Source organism: Ensifer sp. M14, from assembly GCF_003355565.1.
GTDB lineage: Bacteria > Pseudomonadota > Alphaproteobacteria > Rhizobiales > Rhizobiaceae > Ensifer.
Genome location: NZ_QJNR01000004.1, coordinates 2,274,077 through 2,292,622, shown reverse-complemented (window position 1 = coordinate 2,292,622; position 18,546 = coordinate 2,274,077). Strand labels below are relative to the sequence as shown.

16 protein-coding genes are annotated in these 18,546 nt (G+C 61.8%); 5 read left to right on the top strand and 11 right to left on the bottom strand.

Annotation, left to right across the window (positions count from 1 at the left end; genetic code table 11):
- Positions 1-50 precede the first annotated feature (50 nt).
- Entirely contained in the window at positions 51-953 is a 903-nt protein-coding gene (locus BLJAPNOD_RS10870; protein WP_115421244.1) for an MBL fold metallo-hydrolase, read from the bottom strand.
- A gap of 130 nt (positions 954-1,083) precedes the next feature.
- On the opposite strand from BLJAPNOD_RS10870, the gene BLJAPNOD_RS10865 reads away from it, so the two are divergent.
- Together BLJAPNOD_RS10865 and BLJAPNOD_RS10860 are read left to right on the top strand one after the other, a co-directional pair.
- The gene (locus BLJAPNOD_RS10865) at positions 1,084-1,992 is read left to right on the top strand and encodes a LysR family transcriptional regulator (protein WP_115419810.1); all 909 of its coding nucleotides are present in this window, start codon (positions 1,084-1,086) and stop codon (positions 1,990-1,992) included.
- Positions 1,993-2,120: 128 nt separating this feature from the next.
- A complete protein-coding gene (locus tag BLJAPNOD_RS10860) occupies positions 2,121-2,966 on the top strand; it encodes an aldo/keto reductase (protein ID WP_115419809.1) in 846 nt (281 codons plus the stop codon).
- Here the strand turns inward: BLJAPNOD_RS10860 and BLJAPNOD_RS10855 are convergent.
- Positions 2,963-3,949: an acyl-CoA desaturase gene (locus BLJAPNOD_RS10855; protein ID WP_115419808.1), complete on the bottom strand. Its 987-nt coding sequence runs from the start codon at positions 3,947-3,949 to the stop codon at positions 2,963-2,965. The two genes, BLJAPNOD_RS10860 and BLJAPNOD_RS10855, sit on opposite strands and share 4 nt — an antisense overlap.
- Positions 3,950-4,139: 190 nt before the next feature.
- On the opposite strand from BLJAPNOD_RS10855, the gene BLJAPNOD_RS10850 reads away from it, so the two are divergent.
- On the top strand, positions 4,140-4,493 hold the full coding sequence (locus BLJAPNOD_RS10850; RefSeq protein ID WP_244610916.1) for a metalloregulator ArsR/SmtB family transcription factor: 354 nt from the start codon (positions 4,140-4,142) through the stop codon (positions 4,491-4,493).
- A 125-nt stretch (positions 4,494-4,618) separates the two neighbouring features.
- On the opposite strand, the gene BLJAPNOD_RS10845 is transcribed toward BLJAPNOD_RS10850, so the two are convergent.
- The 8 genes from BLJAPNOD_RS10845 to BLJAPNOD_RS10810 all read right to left on the bottom strand — a co-directional run bounded on the left by BLJAPNOD_RS10845 (position 4,619) and on the right by BLJAPNOD_RS10810 (position 14,073).
- The gene (locus BLJAPNOD_RS10845; RefSeq protein WP_115419806.1) at positions 4,619-5,113 is read right to left on the bottom strand and encodes a nucleoside deaminase; all 495 of its coding nucleotides are present in this window, start codon (positions 5,111-5,113) and stop codon (positions 4,619-4,621) included.
- Positions 5,114-5,490: 377 nt separating this feature from the next.
- On the bottom strand, positions 5,491-6,525 hold the full coding sequence (locus BLJAPNOD_RS10840) for an NADP-dependent oxidoreductase (protein ID WP_244610915.1): 1,035 nt from the start codon (positions 6,523-6,525) through the stop codon (positions 5,491-5,493).
- A gap of 414 nt (positions 6,526-6,939) precedes the next feature.
- Entirely contained in the window at positions 6,940-7,512 is a 573-nt protein-coding gene (gene ilvN / locus BLJAPNOD_RS10835; RefSeq protein WP_077500137.1) for an acetolactate synthase small subunit, read from the bottom strand.
- A gap of 22 nt (positions 7,513-7,534) precedes the next feature.
- Complete coding sequence (locus BLJAPNOD_RS10830) at positions 7,535-9,313, bottom strand: acetolactate synthase 3 large subunit (RefSeq protein ID WP_077500135.1); 1,779 nt, start codon at positions 9,311-9,313, stop codon at positions 7,535-7,537.
- 675 nt (positions 9,314-9,988) lie between these two features.
- Positions 9,989-10,132, bottom strand: coding sequence for a hypothetical protein (locus BLJAPNOD_RS35340; protein WP_158556111.1), 144 nt, complete (start codon positions 10,130-10,132; stop codon positions 9,989-9,991).
- Between the two features lie 83 nt (positions 10,133-10,215).
- The gene (locus tag BLJAPNOD_RS10820; RefSeq protein WP_115419805.1) at positions 10,216-10,749 is read right to left on the bottom strand and encodes an SRPBCC family protein; all 534 of its coding nucleotides are present in this window, start codon (positions 10,747-10,749) and stop codon (positions 10,216-10,218) included.
- A 476-nt stretch (positions 10,750-11,225) separates the two neighbouring features.
- Positions 11,226-11,588, bottom strand: a complete 363-nt coding sequence (locus BLJAPNOD_RS10815; protein WP_244610914.1) for a hypothetical protein — start codon at positions 11,586-11,588, stop codon at positions 11,226-11,228.
- A 43-nt stretch (positions 11,589-11,631) separates the two neighbouring features.
- Positions 11,632-14,073 carry an arylsulfatase gene (locus BLJAPNOD_RS10810; protein WP_115419804.1) on the bottom strand — a complete coding sequence of 814 codons (2,442 nt, stop codon included), beginning with the start codon at positions 14,071-14,073 and terminating at the stop codon, positions 11,632-11,634.
- A gap of 172 nt (positions 14,074-14,245) precedes the next feature.
- Here BLJAPNOD_RS10810 and BLJAPNOD_RS10805 point away from each other — a divergent pair, with 172 nt between their 5' ends.
- Both BLJAPNOD_RS10805 and BLJAPNOD_RS10800 read left to right on the top strand, forming a co-directional pair.
- A complete protein-coding gene (locus tag BLJAPNOD_RS10805; RefSeq protein WP_115419803.1) occupies positions 14,246-16,294 on the top strand; it encodes an ATP-binding protein in 2,049 nt (682 codons plus the stop codon).
- Between the two features lie 248 nt (positions 16,295-16,542).
- On the top strand, positions 16,543-17,343 hold the full coding sequence (locus BLJAPNOD_RS10800; protein WP_115419802.1) for a transporter: 801 nt from the start codon (positions 16,543-16,545) through the stop codon (positions 17,341-17,343).
- 63 nt (positions 17,344-17,406) lie between these two features.
- Here the strand turns inward: BLJAPNOD_RS10800 and cax are convergent, their stop codons facing one another.
- Positions 17,407-18,507: a calcium/proton exchanger gene (gene cax, locus BLJAPNOD_RS10795; RefSeq protein ID WP_115419801.1), complete on the bottom strand. Its 1,101-nt coding sequence runs from the start codon at positions 18,505-18,507 to the stop codon at positions 17,407-17,409.
- Positions 18,508-18,546 lie beyond the last annotated feature (39 nt).

Genomic DNA, 18,546 nt, shown 5'->3' with positions numbered 1-18,546 from the left:
GCAAAGTGCTGCAACGACGACTGCGCCGCGCGGCGCAGTCGTCGGATGGTTCAACCCCACTTCATCTCGCCCTTGGCCACCTTGGCGCCAAGTTCAAGCGAGGAAACGTCAGTAAAATCCGGATAGAGCTTGGTCATCGCAGCGATCAGTTCGGCGCTGTCCTTGGCCTTGGCTTCCGCCGCGTTGAAGGCGATGAGATAGTCGCGGGTAAACAGGATAGCCTCGATGCCATCAGGCCCGCCCGCGCCCTTGTGCGCCGGCACGACGATGGCAGGCTTGCGCGCCGCCATGGCGTCAAGCGCTTCGATCCATGTCTTCCGGCCTTCCGCCGTCGGTTCGTCGGCGACCCAGACATGCGCGCCGGAATAGACGAGCACGCCGCCGAAGATGGCGTTGAGATCAGGGACATGCAGGTAGCGCCGATCCTTCAGGCCCTCGACGGTGACGATGTCGATCGCGTTGCCTTCGAGCGTCAGCGACGAAAGCTCTGACGCCTCGGGAATGACCACATCGGCCAGCACCTTCGGTCCGTTGTCGCCGAGCTGCGGGCTCCATGTGTCGAGCTTGGTCTGGACATTGGCGTTGATCGCGTCGATGGTCGCCGGTGCCGCCAACACCTTGGCATCCGGAAACGCCTCAACGATCGGCCGAAGGCTGAAATAGAAGTCCGGGTCGCTGCAGCTGACATAGATCGTCGTCAGCCTTTTGCCCGTTGCCTTGATGGCGTCGGCAACCGTCTTGCCGTCGGAAAGCGTGAAGCCGCCGTCGATCAGGATGGCCTCCTTCTCGCCGGTCAGAAGCACCGGCGTGCGGCTGAAGCCGGCCTCGTCCGCCTGGAAAAATGTCCAGTCGAGCTTCGATGCGGCCTGGGCCACAAGGCTGCCGGCCGGCTGCAACAGGGCAACGGCGCCAGCAGTAACGGCCGTCTTCAGTGCGGCGCGCCGCGTCATCATGATGTGCATGGGGTCTCCTTCGCGAGGCCAATGGTCGATGGCGCGACAATGCCCACCGAAACCCTCTTGAAAAAGCCCGCCAGCTTGAACAGATTGTCTGATCATTTCAGACAATCATGGGAAAAACCGTATGACCGTCAACCTGAACCGGCTTTCCCACTTCATTGCCGTCGTAGAAGCGGGGTCGTTCACCGCCGCTGCGGAAAAGCTCGGCCTGGCGAAGGCGGCCGTCAGCCATCAGGTGGCGCAGCTCGAAAGAGAGCTCGGCACCACCCTCCTCATCCGCACGACGCGGCGGCTGCGGCCGACCGATAGCGGCCTTCGATTTTACGAGCGCTGCGTACTGATCCTGCGCGACGCCGATGAAGCGGTCGGCGCAGTCTCTGAGGAAGCGGAAATTCCAAGTGGCACGCTGACGCTGACCGCGCCGCTCGACTATGGCATGCGCGTCGTCGTCGATGCGGTCGCCGCCTATGTCGCGCGCTATCCGGCCATGCAGGTGAACCTGTCGTTCAACGATATCGTCTTCGACATGATCGAGAAGCGGCTGGACATCGCCATCCGCGCCGGCTGGCTGGTGGATTCCAGCGAGCGGGCACGCCGCATCGGCACCTTCGAGCAATATCTCGTGGCATCGCCCGCCTATGCCGCCCGCATCGGCACGATCGAGCATCCGCGCGCGCTGTCACAGGCGAGCTGGATCGCCAATGGTGCGCTGAAGGCGCCACTCCATTGGACCTTTTCCCACGTTGGTGGTGAACAGGCACCCGTCGTCGGCAGCAGCGTCGTTGCGGTCGACAGCACGGACGCCGCCTATTGCTGCGCGCTTGCGGGTATCGGCCTTGCCGTGCTGCCGGATTATCAGGTCCGCAGCGAGCTTGCCGATGGCCGTCTCGTCCGCATCCTTGCCGACTGGACGCTGCCTTCCGGCGGCATTCACGTCGTCTACCCGCCGTCTCACTACCGCCCCGCCCGCGTGCGCGCCTTCGTCGATATCCTGCAGAAGCTGGAAAAGGAACGCGGCCGATCGACTGCATGAGCCGGCCTTTCCTTTGCCTGCAAATGACATCTCGAAAGACAGCACGATTGCGCTAGATTGCCACGCGAACAACGCTGGCGCACCCCCCGCGCTAGATCCTGCGCCGCATCCGAAAGCGAGGAAACCGAATGCACGACCCTATCCCGACCACCCTCCTCATCGACGGCCGCAGCGTGCCGGTTCTCGGCCAGGGCACCTGGCGCATGGGCGACGAGCGCTCGCGCGCCGCAGACGAAATCAAGAGCCTGCAGGCAGGCCTCGACCTCGGCATGACCTTGATCGATACCGCCGAAATGTACGGAAACGGCGCTTCCGAACGTATCGTCGGTGAAGCGGTCAAGGGCCGGCGCGACGAGGCTTTCATCGTCAGCAAGGTGCTGCCGTCGAACGCCAGCCGCGATGGCACCGAGGCCGCCTGCGAGCGCAGCCTGAAACATCTCGGCATCGACCATATCGATCTCTATTTGCTGCACTGGCGCGGCGGCTATCCGCTCGCCGAGACGGTGGCTGCCTTCGAAGCCCTGAAGAAGGCCGGCAAGATCGGCGCCTGGGGCGTATCCAATTTCGATGTCGATGACATGGAAGAACTTCTGGCGGTCCCGGATGGCAGACAAGTCGCCGCCAATCAGGTGCTCTACAACCTCTCGCGACGCGGCATCGAATACGATCTCCTGCCCTGGTGCCAGAGCCAAGGCGTCGCGGTCATGGCCTATTCTCCGCTCGACGAGGGCCGGCTGCTGCGCAATGCCGATCTCGTCCATATCGCCAAGGCGCATCAGGCAACGCCTGCACAGATCGCCCTGGCCTTCCTCAAAACTCAGCCCGGCGTCATCTCGATCCCCAAGACCGGTTCGCCGACACGCGCCCGCGAAAACCGCGACGCGATGGACATTCACCTCACCGCCGAAAACCTCGCCGCCCTCGACACCGCCTTTCCGCCGCCAAGGCGCAAACGGTCGCTGGAGATGATCTAGCGGCTCGTTCGTCTCACCGTGAGCGGAGTTTCCGTCGCGATCGGCCCGCCTTCACCATTGACGGGCGGAACGCTCGTCCCGGTCGCGCCCACACGCCTCAAGCCGGCGCGGCGCGCGGTGTTGGAGGGCAGTTTGATCCCCGACGCCAGCCCCAGGAGCGAAAGCACACGTATGAACGACCAGCCAAGATCCAGCTGGCCGGCTTCGATCCCAAGCCGCGCGGATTCGGGAAATGCATGGTGATTGCCATGGTAGCTTTCGCCAAAGGTGACCAGGCCGAAATGCCTGAGATTATACCCCTGCACCGCGACACCATCGACGCTCCATCCCTGCTCGCCGCCACGATGGGCGAAGTGCCCCACGAGCCAGTGCCCCATCAGGGAAACCGGAACGCGAACGACAACGCCCCAGATGACCCACGGCAACCCACCCAGCAGGAACAACAGTCCCGCCAATGGAAGCTGCTGCAACATCCAGGTCGCCTCGATGAACCGATAGAAGCGATCCTGTGCGACCCTGTCTTCGATGACGAACCGCGGCGGATGGTCAAGAACCACCGCGCAATGCATTTGCCAGAAGGCATCCCGAAAGAACGAGCGACGGTGCGCGTAGAGATCGTGGCAGGCCTGCTGGCGTTGAGCCCAGTCACGAACATCATGGGCGTAGATCATACCGAACGGCCCCGCCATGCCGACGAGCGTTCCGAGATAGACAAGGATACGCTCAAGCCATAGCGGCGCCTCGAAAGAGCGGTGGATCAGCAACCGGTGCATGCCGACCGAATGGCCGAGGCAGATCGTAACACCCGTGGTGACAACGAAAACAAGGAGAGCCTCGAACGAAAATGTCAGCGGTGCGGCGATGATTGCGGCCAGCGTCAGGGCCGAGATCCACAGTGATTTGCCGGGCACCCAGACGACGTGTCCCTTCACAGGGTCGCTGTCCGGTTCCGATATCATCCGGCTTGTCGATAAAATGACCATGCGCGCTCCCTATCGAAATCGGCATCGGATTTCAGACAACACTCGGAGATCCGATTGAAAACCACCGGAGCAGAAGGTAATTAGGAAATCAACTAACAGTACATTTAATGGAGATTAGGTATTTAGGCAATATCCTAAATATCTGACCCGAGGATGCCGAGCGCCGATTTCGGCGGGGATGGAGTTCAAGTTGGAAGACGAATTGAACGAGGGCGATCTGGAGAACGATGAAGGCCGATCGGTACAACGGATCTTCAATGCACTATCCTCGCTGCATCGGCGCAAGATACTTGCCTATCTCTCAGCGTCGAGCCTGACGGCCGGAGAAATCGCCGAGCGGTTCAACATGAGCAAACCTTCGGTGTCGCAGCATCTAACGGTGCTGGAGAATGCCGGTTTGATCGCGAAGGAGAAGCGAGGCCAGTTTGTCCACTACTCCATCGTCGCGAACAATTTGATCAACACGCTCAATGGCTTTGCCCAGGAGGTTTGCCCCGTCAGCCGCCCGCTCAAGAGAGAAAGCCAAGCCAAGGCAAAGACTTGAGCAGGGCATTCCCTGCCCCTCGTGCGGCACGACGGCCACCCCACCAACGGGGAGAAGGACTGATACGGCAAGCTTGCGCAATTTGCCTGAGCGTCCTTGGTGCGCTCGTCTGAACGCCTGGAACTCTAACGGCCAGACCAGTATTCTTCGTGCAGTTGCGCCGCCTCGCTCGCAAGCATCGGGCCGACGACTTCCGTTGGGCGTTGGCCGGCGGCGAACACGATGTGGCAAGGGAGATCGAGCGTCGGATTTTCTTCGCTCTCGCCGATCTGTTGTTTCATCTCTTTCTCGGACTGGCCAAACACGACCCGGCCTATGCCTGCCCAATAGATCGCGCCTGAGCACATGGCGCACGGCTCGGCAGATGTGTACATCGTGCATTCGGCAAGGAAATCCAGACCATAGGCTTTGCCGGCGCGCGTGGCCAAAAGCCGCTCCGCATGGGCCGTGCGGTCGCCACCTTCCGAACTGTAGCCATTGCACTGTTCCAGCAGAACGTTGCCGTCACGATCGGCAAGAATGGAACCGAACGGATGATCCCCGCCTTCGCGCGAACGCCGCGCCACATCGAAGGCCTTGCGCAAGAGTGACTCATCGTAGGGCCGCTTGGTGCTTGCCATTCTGTGAGCTCCTGAGAACCATCGAGCGTTCATTCACCATCCGTGCTTGCCGGCAACGGAAGGGGCAGTTTGCGTTTTCGGCCAGGTGAAAGGGCGCCAGCTTCCCATCGCCGGCTGCCTGATTTCCCCGATGAACAGGCATCAAAACCGGACTTTGATCCTTTTTGACTTGCGCAGCAAGACCGGGCGAAGGTGCAAGCCTGCCAGCGAAGGACGGGGGGCCGGCAACAGTTGCTACCGAATGGCGCAAACTCGAAGTTGCGCGCCCTCACTCAGGCTGCGGGATGAGGGCAAACCCACCCGCCTGGCTCAGGCAAGCCAGAGAAGAGCCGCCCTGCGGGCCGCGGCCCTCGAAACGCTGCCGATACGGCAGACGCTTATAAAACCGAGCCGCTAGCAATCTCCACCACCACCTTGCCCTTGGCGCGGCCGGATTCCAGGTAGGCAAAGGCGTCAGCAACATCCTTGAGCGGAAACACGCGGTCAATGACCGGCCTGATCGCTTTTGCCTCGATGAGACCGGCAAGCTCCGCAAGCTCGCTACCATCAGGATGCATGAAGAGGTAGCGGTAGGAGACGCCATGTTTCCTGGCGACGGCGCGTATCCGGTAGGACGCAAGCCAGAAAAGCATCCTCAAGAACGGGCCCCGGCCGAGATCTTTGCGCGCCGTTTCCGGCTCGGGCATGCCCGCGACAGAAACCACTTTGCCGCCGCGCTTGACGACACCGAATGACTTGACGAGCGTTTCGCCGCCAATGAGATCGAAGACGCCGTCCATGTCGCGCAGATGCTCTTCGAAACGGCCTTTCGTGTAGTCGATCACCACATCAGCGCCGAGTTCTTCGACAAGCGCCCGACCACGAGAAGATGCCGTGGTCGTCACCTCTGCGCCCAGCCATTTCGCCAGTTGAATGGCGAAAGTGCCGACACCCCCGGCGCCGCCGGGTATGAACACCCTGCTGCCTTGGCCGACATGAAGCTCGTCGCGCAGGGCCTGCATGGCCGTGAGACCGGCAAGCGGCACGCCGGCTGCCGTGCAGAAATCGATGGATGCGGGCATCTTCGCCAGAAACGTTTCGGGCAAGACCGCATATTCGGCCAAACCGCCCATGGCTTCCTTGGGCATACGCGCAAAGACACGGTTTCCCGGTGCGAAGGCGGTGACGCCTTCCCCAAGCGCCTCGACGACACCGGCAAGCTCGTTGCCCATCACGATCGGCAATGGATACCGTTGAACGACCTTGAGCATGCCTTCACGCGTCTTGTAGTCGACCGGATTGAGACCCGCGGCATGCACCCGCACAAGCACTTCACCGCGTGCCGGTCGCGGACGCGGCACGTCACGCAACTGCGCGGCATCGGGACCACCATATCGTGTCAGAACCAATGCCTGCATCGTCGTGGAACTCATCCGGCACCTGCCATCATCGACCATTCTGTCAGGGATTAGTCGGCGAGAAGTGCCGGCGAAGTCAACAGCGGGTGTCCGGAAGCTTCGCCTGCCCCTCATCCGGCCTGCCGGCCACCGTCTCCCCGCCTGCGGGGAGAAGGACACGCGCGGCAACCGTCGGGTACAATTTCACCACCTCGATTGTAGAGACGCTGTTTTCCTGGAAAGTCTGCAAGGACGAGGCACACTCGGTGCCAGTCCCCTCTCCCCGCCTGCGGGGAGAGGGTTAGGGTGAGGGGCAGCCCCGGCACGAAGTGCAAGGGGGCAATCCCGGCTTAAAGGACAAAGGCAGCCCCGCGTGAAGCGCGGGGCTGCCCAAGTTTGAAGTGCGATGGCAGCGACAGGACAGCCTGAGCCACCCTCACCGCGCGGAAATCACATGCCCTGCGGGCCGCGGTTCATCGCAGCGATTCCGGTGCGGCAGACTTCGATGAGGCCGAGCGGCTTCATGATGGCGATGAACTGTTCGATCTTGGCTGGCTTGCCGGTGATCTCGAACACGAAGTGATCGATGTTGGCATCGATGACCGAGGCGCGGAAAGCATCGGCCAGCCGCAGGGCCTCGACGCGCTGGTCGCCCGAACCATGCACCTTGACGAGCGCCAGTTCGCGCTCGACCGGGCGGTCATGACCGAGCGTGGCGGCGCGCACGGTCAGATCGACGACGCGGTGCACCGGAACCAGCCTTTCCAGCTGGTTCTTGATCTGGTCGAGCACGTGCGGCGTGCCGCGCGTGACGATGGTGATGCGCGAGAGGTGCGCGGCATGTTCCGTTTCCGAAACGGTCAGGCTCTCGATGTTGTAGCCGCGGCCGGAGAACAGGCCGATGACCCGGGCGAGAACGCCCGGCTCGTTGTCGACGAGAACCGATAGCGTGTGCGTTTCGGCGACTTCGGTTTCCTTGGTGATGAAATAGGCGGAACCGGTCGGTTGAAGGTGTGCGCTCATTTTGTTGTTTCCTGTCCCTATCTCAAACCAGCTGACGGCCCTTGGCGTCGATCGCGTTGGCGACCGCTTCGTCCGTGGCCTCATCCGGCAAAAGCATCTCGTTGTGCGCCTTGCCCGATGGGATCATCGGGAAGCAGTTGGCGAGGTTGGCAACGCGGCAGTCGAAGATCACCGGGGCCGGCGTATCGATCATCTTGCGGATCGCAGCATCGAGCTCACCGGGCTTGTCGCAGCGGATGCCGACGCCGCCATAGGCTTCCGCCAGCTTGACGAAGTCAGGCATCGCCTCGGTGTAGGAGTTCGACAGGCGGTTGCCGTGCAGCAGCTGCTGCCACTGACGCACCATCCCCATGTACTGGTTGTTGAGGATGAAGATCTTGACCGGCAGACCGTACTGGACGGCGCAGGACATTTCCTGGATGCACATCTGGATCGAGGCATCGCCGGCGATATCGATGACGAGGCTGTTCGGGTGGGCAACCTGGACGCCGATGGCGGCCGGGAAGCCGTAACCCATGGTGCCGAGGCCGCCCGAAGTCATCCAGCGGTTCGGCTGCTCGAAGCCGAAGAACTGGGCGGCCCACATCTGGTGCTGGCCGACTTCCGTCGTGATGTAGGTGTCGCGGCCCTTGCTCAGCTCATAGAGCCGCTGGATGGCGTATTGCGGCATGATGACGTCGTCGTTGGCCGCATAGGCCAGCGAGTTGCGCGCCCGCCACTTGACGATGCCTTCCCACCAGTCGGCCAGCCGCGCCTTGTCGTCGGCCTTCTTGGCCGCGCGCCACAGGCGAACCATGTCTTCCAGAACCGAGCCGACATCGCCGAGGATCGGCACGTCGACGCGCACGTTCTTGTTGATCGACGACGGATCGATGTCGATGTGGATCTTCTTGGAGTTGGGCGAAAACGCGTTGAGGCGGCCGGTGATGCGGTCATCGAAGCGCGCGCCGATGCAGACCATGACGTCGCAGTCATGCATCGCCATGTTGGCTTCGTAGGTGCCGTGCATGCCCAGCATGCCGAGCCAGTTCTTGCCGGAAGCCGGATAAGCGCCGAGCCCCATCAGCGTCGAGGTGATCGGGAAATTGGTGAGCTCGACCAGCTCGCGCAGCAGCGTCGAGGCCTGCGGGCCGGAATTGACGACTCCACCGCCGGAATAGATGATCGGACGGCGGGCCGTCCGCATCAGTTCGACGGCTTCCTCAATCTTCTTCAGGTCGCCCTGCGTCTTCGGCTGGTAGCTCTTCTGGGCCGGAACGGCCGACGGCGGCGTATAGGTGCCGGTCGCAAACTGCACGTCCTTCGGAATGTCGACGACGACAGGACCCGGACGGCCGGTCTGGGCGATGCGGAAAGCCTCATGGATGACGCGGGCGAGATCGTTGACGTCACGGACCAGCCAGTTGTGCTTGGTGCACGGCCGGGTGATGCCGATCGTGTCGCATTCCTGGAACGCGTCCGAGCCGATCAGCGAGGTCGGAACCTGGCCGGAGATGCAGACGAGCGGGATGGAATCCATCAGCGCATCCTGCAGCGGGGTGACCGCATTGGTCGCGCCCGGACCGGAGGTGACCAGCATGACGCCGACCTTGCCGGTAGAGCGGGCATAGCCTTCGGCCATGTGGCCGGCGCCCTGCTCATGGCGAACGAGGATGTGCTGGATATCCTCCTGCTGGTGGATTTCGTCGTAGATCGGAAGCACGGCGCCACCGGGATAGCCGAAGATATGCTCGACGCCATTGTCCTTCAGTGCCTGGAGAACGATCTCCGCGCCTGTCATCTGGTTCTCTGTACCGCTCATTGACTTGCTTCCGTCCCTTTTCCCAGTTGGGTGCTTAGCTTGTTTGAAGGCATAAAAAAAGGCCCCGTCAGGAGCCTCGTTTAGCGCATGGGTGGCTACCGCCGGATGGTTACACCATCCTGCCCATGCGCCGTCCCACCACAAGAATAACCGCAAAATTTATCATGGGACGATTTGATAAACACAAAGCGCTAAAGCGTCAACGCTTTTTCCGGAGGATATCCAATCGCCGCGAAACGGACCGGCACTGTAGCGGCCAGCACGGATGACGTAGCCTCGTGCCGCGGCCGGCAAACAATTCCGTTTACCATATTGTTCCACTTAAATTTAAGGGGCCTGAGGAAAGATGGCCTTGCTGCATGATGCAGCGCTTAAAAACAAGGCAATGATATGCTTGATCTTTCCGTACTCTCGCCGCTGGTCATCAGCGCGGCCGCAATCTACCTGTTCTTCCGCTGGGTCGTCTTCGACATGAACTCCCACGAATAGAGCGGTTGCGACAGAGCCGGCCCGGCCGCCCTCGACCAAAGCCCAGCAAGCCCGTCGAAACACGCCTCTGCAGATTTCCGGCGTCAAATCGCTCCCGATGCGATGGGCCCGATGCGATTGGAATGACGCAGCGACGTGGCTAGCTTTACCGCGTGCCGATCGATTGCGACCGAACCCCAGCCGGCGTCACTCATCGACCAGCCTTGCCACGAGATCGCCAGGCAGCCGCTCGCCCTGATCGGTGCCGAGCGCATCGAGGCCGATGATCTGCACGCCGGCCCGATCTTCAGCGTCGACATCGCGGGCAGGCTTGAGATCAGGTCCCGACACGCCGGCTGCAGCAAACCGGCGCTGCCGGCAGGCGATGACGAGCGCTCCGCCCCTCGCCCGGGCGGAGCGGATCTTCTTCCCGTTCAGGCCGGCAAACGCTGTTCATAGTCCTTCATCAGCCGGCTCCAGCCGTCCCAGAAGGGCATCGGCTCGGCACCTGTCGCACGGGCAGCCAGGATGTCGAGATGCATGTGCCAGCCGGCACCGAACATCAGCATGGTGGCGCGGTCGGCAATGCTGCGGTGGGTGACGGTCAAAAGCACCTTGTTGCCCACCGGCTCCAGCTCGAAGGAAACGTCGCCGCTGCCGGTCCAGCTTATTGAGAGTTTTCGCGGCGGATCGAGTTCGGTGATCTGGCTTGCCATCCGGTGCTCGTCGGGAAAACCGGCCGGGCGCTCGCCGGGTGGGTTTGTGAGTTCGTCGTTGCGCCAGACAAGCTCGACCGGCGCACCGACCTTCATCTCCATCTTACCCGAAGCCAGCCACTGCTCGCGCAGGTCGCTGTCGGTCAGATAGGCCCAGACCCGCTCGATCGGGCCTGGCAAAAGCCGCGTCATCTTCAAGGTGTCCGGTTCGCTCAACACGCCATAGGCGTCGAGGGTCGCAAGATCATTCATGTGCCGTCTCCTTCTTGGGTTTGTCGTGCTTCGGTTTTTCTGGCTTGGGTCCAGCGGGCCTGAATGGATCGGGCCAGCGTCAGGCGGGTGAGGTTCGATTGAACGGGCGTTGACCTGTCCACCGCCGGTAGGGCCATGGCCTTCTGCCGATGGGGGCCCGCGCTGGCGCAGCACCGTCTCGAGCCTGTCGAGACGGGCGATCCAGAAGCGTTCTTGGGCGTTCGGCTGGTGGTCAGGATGAAAGATGAACAGCATCTCGGGCACCTATAATTCAACCATTTGGTTGAATGTACGCCCGCTCCGCCGGATAGTCAACCAATTGGTTGAATTACATTTGCGACAGGACGCATGGTTCCCCGAACGATTTGGCTGCGCGGCAGGCGATCCCCTCCTCTTCAGCGTCGGTTTTCTCACCGTCGCCAACAGGTCAGTCCCCGAGGCCATAAATCAGGCTGTTGCCCCGAGGTCCCTTTCGTTCAACGCTGCGGAGCGGTGAGCCATGCGCGCGATAGAAGGATGGAAAATGTGGCATGAAGCACGACGACAGGCCACAGCAGAACACCGGTCAGCTCACCGGCGACGGCGAGATAGGCAAGATACAGCGTCACGCCCACATTATAGGCGAGCATGCCGACCAGAGGCGAATGCCGCCAGCAGGCAAGCCCCAATGCGATCAGGGCGATCCCGGCCACGCGAGCCGCCGCCGCCCCTGCGCCGACGAGAGCCTCACCGAATAGCAGCTCCCCCACAAACGACGGAACGATGAGTAGCGCGATCCCCGTGGCCGCCTCGCAGACGGCGGCAAACATCAGAACCGTTTTCGTCGAACTCATCGGCATCGACCTTTCCTACAACCATGTGCTTCACGGCCGCATGAACAGCCTAGGGTTTCGCTGCCGACTGTTCGTTCAACCTGAAAGTCAGCCTGTTGATCTTGCCCGTGAACCTGAAAGGTGGATCGTAGCGATACTCGATCATGGCGACGCCGGAGCGCGTATCCAGCCCGACGTCGAAAGCTTCGTCTTCCGGAAACGTAATCGGCGTGGTGTGATCCATCGAATTCCTGGCCACTTCCTTGCCGTCCACTGTCAGGATACCCGTGCCGCCCTGCCCCAACGCTGGCCCGTCCGACTTGAAGTCGAAGACAATGGTGTGCTTGCCACTATTGAGTGAAGGGCCTTCCCATGTGGTCCGTTTGAGATCGAGCAGATTATAGAGGAAGACGACCTTTCCGCCGCCGATCCCCAGGTCTCCCTTGCTCAGGAACAGCCCGTAACCACCGAACCGCCCACCCTCGGTGACGATCATGCCTTCCGCCCCGCCTTCGGGTATCTCGACATCGGCAGTGATCGTGTAGGACTTGTCCAGTATTCTCGGCGCGGCATTGGCTGGCACGCCGCTGAGTTCGCCCGAATAGGTGAATTCCGTTCGTCCCACCGTCAGGCTCGGACGGGGCGCGTTCCAGCGGGCGAGTGTGGAGTTATCCAGCGGCAGCACGTCGTGCTTTGCGGCCTCCGAGTAAAACAGCGCCTGCATTTCCTTGAGCTTGTCTGGCATCTTGGCGGCAAGGTCATCGAATTGGGTGGGGTCGTCCTTGACGTTGTAGAGCTCCCATTCGTATCCGGAGATCACATCGGGAGGCGTCTTGGAACTCAGTTCCCACGGCAGGGTCGCTGGCGTCGTCGCCGCCACCCAGCCCTCGTGATAGATGGCGCGATTGCCGAGCATCTCAAAATATTGCGTCTTGCGCGCGGATGGCGCCTCGGCATTGGCCTTGTCCCACGTATACACCATGCTCACGCCATCGAAGGGGCGTTGCTGGACACCGTTGATCGTATCTGGCGCCTTGATACCGGTTGCCTCAAGGATCGTCGGCACGACGTCGATGAAATGGTGGAACTGCCGGCGGATACCTCCCGCGTCAGCAATGTGTCCCGGCCACGACATGGCCATGCCCTGGGCGGTCCCGCCGAAGTGCGACGGCACCTGCTTCATCCACTTGAATGGCGTGCCCAACGCCCACGCCCAACCAGCGGAAAAATGCGGAAATGTGCGGTCCGAGCCCCAGAATTCGTACCAGAGATACTGGTCCTTCACCGGCACTGGAATACCGTTGAATGTCGTGAACTCGTTCGGCGTGCCGTTGAGCGTGCCTTCGGCACTCGCACCGTTGTCGCCGCTGATGTAGATGATCAGCGTGTCATCGCGTTCGCCGAGATCTTCGACCGCCTGGATGACCCTGCCGATCTCGTTGTCGGTATAGGCGAGATAGGCCCCATAAACGTCCGCTTGCTTTATGAAGAGCTTCTTCTGTTCAATATTGAGGGTATCCCATTCCGGCAGTTGCTTCGGCCACGGTGTCAGCTTGGCATTCTCGGGCATGATGCCCAGCCGCTTCTGGTTGGCAAAGATGGTCTCGCGAAGCTTGTTCCAGCCCTCGTCGAAGAGGTGCATGTCGCTGATCTTCTTGATCCATTCCGGCGTGGGATGGTGCGGCGCATGGGTGCCGCCGGGCACGTAGTAGACGAAGAACGGCTTGTCCGGCGCGATCTCCTTGAGCTGCTTCATGTACTGTATGGCATCGTCGGCCATTGCCGTGGTCAGGTTCCACTCGGGCTTGCCTTCGAACGGGTAGATGGCCGTGGTGTTGCGAAACAGGTTCGGTTGCCACTGGCTGGCGTCGCCGCCGACGAAGCCGTAGAAATACTCGAAGCCCATTCCGCTCGGCCATTGATCGAAAGGGCCTGCCTGGCTTGACTGATAGAAGGGCGTGTTGTGGTTCTTGCCGAACCACGAGGTGGCGTAGCCATGGTCCCTGAGAATGGTGCCGATTGTCCCGTTCTCCTTGCGGATAACAGAGTCATAGCCTGGGTACCCTGTCGCCATCTCACCAACGACACCAAAGCCGGCGACGTGATGGTTGCGGCCGGTAATCAGTGCCGCTCGTGACGGTGAGCACAGCGATGTGGAGTGAAAGTTCGTGAAACGCAGGCCCTCGTTGGCGATGCGATCAAGAGCAGGCGTCGGGACGACGCCACCAAAGGTGCCGGGCGCACCAAATCCCACATCGTCCGTCATGATGAGCAGCACGTTTGGAGCGCCCTGCGGCGGTACAATGCGCGGGGCCCACCAGGGCTGCGACTCCGTGGCCTTTTGCTTGATCACGCCGCCGAAGCTCGGATCCGATCGGGGAAGCTGTTTGCCGTCAATCGTGGTTGTGGCCGTCGGAGAACCGAGAACGCCTTTGACCTCCTGCGCAAAACCGGAGATGCAACTCATGGCGAGAAAACCTGCGCCCACCAGCATGCCGTTACGAATTTTCATGATGGAAATCTCCCGTGGCAGGCAGATTTTTTGAATTTGCTGTATTAGCGTACGCGCATAAATTGATCCGAGCAATGCGCCAGGTCGGGCCTGCGTTGCTCTCAGCCACCGTCGAAACCAGTTGTTAAATCCCCAGCGCTAACATGCAGGACCGTTGTGCCGGGGTTTTGCGTTGCTGAACAATGATCTTCATTCCTCGATACGTGCCGGAGAGCAGGATCGCCGCGACGGCTTGAAGCCCGGCAATCGCTTCCTTGGCCGCGTCGTTGCGTGCAGCGGTTCGCGCGCAACCATCGCCGCCGTCGCCGAACAGGGCGAAACGTCGCTGACCGAACTCTGGTCGGTCGGCCGGCTGATTTCGATCACGGTCGGCAGGAACCGTGTCGTCGCGCTGGTCTATTCCATGCAGACGGTCGGCACCGAATGGGGCGAAGACTCCAACAACACGTTCCGCATCGAAGTCGAGTTGATGGGCGAAGTCCATCCGGGCCCAAGCGGCCGCGAGGAGTTTTCCGCCGGCATCAGCGTGTACCCCTATCTCGGCGCGGTCGCCCATCGCATCCGCGCCGCGGACCTTGCCCGCATCTATGATTCCGGCCAGGACGATTGCTGCATCATCGGCAAGCTCACGCAGGACGAGAGCCTCGACGCGACGATCCACGTGCCGTCGATGCTCGCCAAGCACTTCGCCATCGTCGGCACCACGGGCGTCGGCAAGTCGACCGCCGTGACGCTGCTGCTCAACAAGGCGATTGCCGCCGATCCGAAGCTGCGCGTGCTGATCCTCGATCCGCACAACGAATTCGCCGCCGCCTTCCCGGAACTTTCCGTCGTCATCGACCCCGAAACGCTCGACTTGCCCTTCTGGTTCTTCCGGCTGGAGGAGTTCGCCGAGGTCATTTTCCGTGGCCGGCCGGCCGTGCCCGAAGAGCTCGACATCCTGCGCGACGTCATCCCCGACGCGAAGAAAGCCTTCAAGGGCAGTGCCGAATCCGGCCTGATGCGGCGCCAGACGGAAAAAAGCTCCGTTACCGCCGACACCCCTGTGCCCTACCGGATCGCCGATCTGCTGGCGCTGATCGATGAGCGCATCGGCCGGCTCGAAGGGCGCAACGACAAGCCGCACCTGCGCTCGCTCAAAGTCCGGATCGTCTCGGCGATCAACGACCCGCGCTACCATTTCATGTTCTCGTCGAACACGATCTCCGACACGATCCAGGACACGATCGCCAAGGTTTTCCGCATTCCCGGCGAAGGCCGGCCGATCGCCACCTTCCAGCTTGCCGGCATCCCTTCCGAAGTCGTCAACTCCGTTGCCTCGGTGCTCTGCCGCATGGCGTTCGAAATCGGCCTTTGGAGCAATGGCGGCATCCATATGCTGGTCGTGTGCGAAGAGGCACACCGCTACGTGCCCGCCGATCCCTCGCTCGGTTTCCTGCCGACGCGCCAGGCGATCGCCCGCATCGCCAAGGAAGGCCGCAAATACGGGGTCTCGCTCGGCATCATCACCCAGAGACCGGGCGAACTCGACCCGACGATCCTGTCGCAGTGCTCGACGGTCTTTGCCATGCGGCTTGCCAACGACCGCGACCAGGACATCATCCGCTCCGCCATCCCCAACTCGTCGATCTCGACCACCAGCTTCATCTCGTCGATCGGCAACGGCGAAGCCATCGCATTTGGCGAAGCAGTGGCGGTGCCCATGCGCATGCGCTTTGACCGCGTAAAGGAAGAGCGGCTGCCCCGCGCCCATGGGATCACCGACCGGATCGACGAGGATGCGCCACCGACCGTCGACATCCGCTCGATCGTCAACCGCATGCGGGCGATCACCGGCCCGAACATCTCCAGCTTCCAGCAGAACTATCTGTCGGCAACCGGCCCCAGTGAACAGGAAGAGCGGCTCTGGGCCACGGAACTTGGACCAGAGGCCCACGACGAGCCGGAAGAGACCGGCTTCAAAGAAGCCCCTGACGAAGTCGAGCCCTACCGCCCCGATATGCTGCCGCGCGCACCTGAGCCCGGCAATCCGCAGCTCGAGCGCTTCAATCAGATCCGCCAGCAGCTTTTGGCAGAAACACCGGAGCCGAAGGCCGGTTATCGCCCAGAGCCGGCGGCCGATCCCCATGCCGCCCGCCCCGCCGCTGAGCCGCGGCGCGAAGGCTCGCTCCGCGACAGCCTGCTCAAGCGCCCGCTCGGCAGCATCATCCGTAAACCCTGACGCCGGGCGCGCTTGGCAAAGCGTCGCCCCTCATGCCTTTGCGTTGCTCGGCTGGCACCTGAGCGAACGGCCAAACGTCTTGCTCTGTCGCCGACATCGGCGAACGTCCCAAGCGACGCCCCCTGATTTTGCTCCTGCTTTATTGCAGTTGCTAAAGTTGTATCCCGCGGCCAGACTGCGTGCGTGCTGGATTCGCCGCCGGGCACTGCTTCGGCGTGCAACTCAGACTGCGACTGAGGGGGTCGATCATGCGATATGCCAGGTTGAAATACGCCACAGCCTTGTTCGCCATCTTCGCGACGACGGCGCAGGCGCAGGATTCGAATGCGGATCTCGCCAAGAAGCTGTCGAACCCGATCGCCTCGATGATCAGCGTGCCCTTCCAGTTCAATTATGACCGCGGCTACGGGCCTGACGACGGCAACAAGTCCACACTCAACATCCAGCCGGTCATTCCCTTCTCGCTGAACGCCGACTGGAACGTCATTTCGCGCACCATCCTGCCGGTAACCTCGCAGAACGACATTGCCGGCCCGAGCGGCTCGCAGTTCGGCCTCGGCGATACGCTGCAGAGCTTCTTCTTCTCGCCGGTCAAGCCGACGGAAAGCGGGATCATCTGGGGTGTGGGGCCTGCCTTCCTGATCCCGACTGCGACCGACGACCTGCTCGGCGGCGAAAAATGGGGCGCTGGCCCGACCGTCGTCGTGCTCAAGCAGGAAGGCGAATGGACCTATGGCGCACTTGCCAATCACATCTGGTCGTTTGCCGGAAGCGACGAGCGCAACGACATCAGCTCCACCTTCCTCCAGCCGTTCCTGTCCTACACCACCCCGGATGCCTGGACTTTCACGCTCAATACGGAATCCACCTACGACTGGAAGGCGGATGAGTGGACCGTCCCGATCAACTTCAACATCTCCAAGCTGATCACCATCGACAAGCAGCCGATCAGCCTTGGCGCAGGCGTGCGCTATTGGGCGCAGGCACCCGACAACGGCCCGGAGGGTCTCGGTGTCCGGCTGACGATGACGTTCCTGTTTCCGAAGTAACGCCCGAGATCGGGCGCGCCGCAACGCCGCGCCTGTCGTCGGCATGCCTGCCCGCACGTGAACTCACGAAAGTACGGGTGGCAGCAGATAGAGCGTCATGGCGAAAATCAGATAGACCATCAGCATCAGCACGCCCAAGAACCACGCGGCACGACCGCTGTTCGTGATGATGATGGCCGTCATCGTGGCGACCAATACCATGATGACGGCACCCGGCCAGAACTGTAGGTCCATCGGCGTGGGCCCGATGACGTAACTCAACAGCACGAGAACGGGAGCAACGAAAAGGGCGATCTGGGCAGCACTGCCGAGCGCAATGCCGACGCTCAGATCCAGCCGGTTCTTGCGCGCACCCGAAAATGCCGACGTCATTTCTGCGGCTGCCCCGACAAGTGCGACGACGACAAAGCCCACGAAGGCGGGCGTCATTCCGAACGTTTCCGCCGCCTGCTGCACCGATTCCACGAACACTTCGCTGACCAGAGCAACCATGACCGTGACGGCGGCAAGCGTTGCAAGCGCGACACTCAGCGGCCAGGGAGCCTCATCCGAGGCGCTGGCGTGCTCGACGCTGCCGAAGAATTCGCGGTGGCTCTTCAGGGAGAAGAACAGGCCCAACCCGTAGGCGATGATCAGAAGGATCGATAGACCGAAGCTCAGATCCTGCATGAAATCCGGCGCCGCAGCGAGATTGTCGGCATCCGCCATTGCCGATGGTACGATCAGTGCGACCGTCGCCAGGAAAAGCAGGCTCGTCTGCAGGCGCGCACTGACGCGGTTGTAATCCTGAACATGGTATTTGAGGCCGCCGAGCAGGAACGAAGCCCCCAGCATGAAGAGCGTGTTGCAGACGATGGCGCCGGCGAGCGACGCTTTCACCAGCGTGTATTGACCAAGGCGCAAGGCGGCGAGCGCAATGATGAGTTCGGTCAAATTGCCGAGCGTCGCATTGAGAAGGCTGCCGACCGTGTCGCCGGTCCTGGCGGCGACGGCTTCCGTTGCGTGGCTGAGCAGGGTTGCCAATGGAATGATCGCCAACACCGAAAGCAGGAAGAGCAGCGTGTGCGCTTCCGGTAACGCGCTATGCGCCACCAGCACCACCGGCGCCAGAACGAGCAGCCAGAGAAGCGGCGTGTGCCGAATTTCATTCCAAAGCTGGCTCATGACATCCCCCGGAAAGCATTGAAGTTTCCTGACCGCACG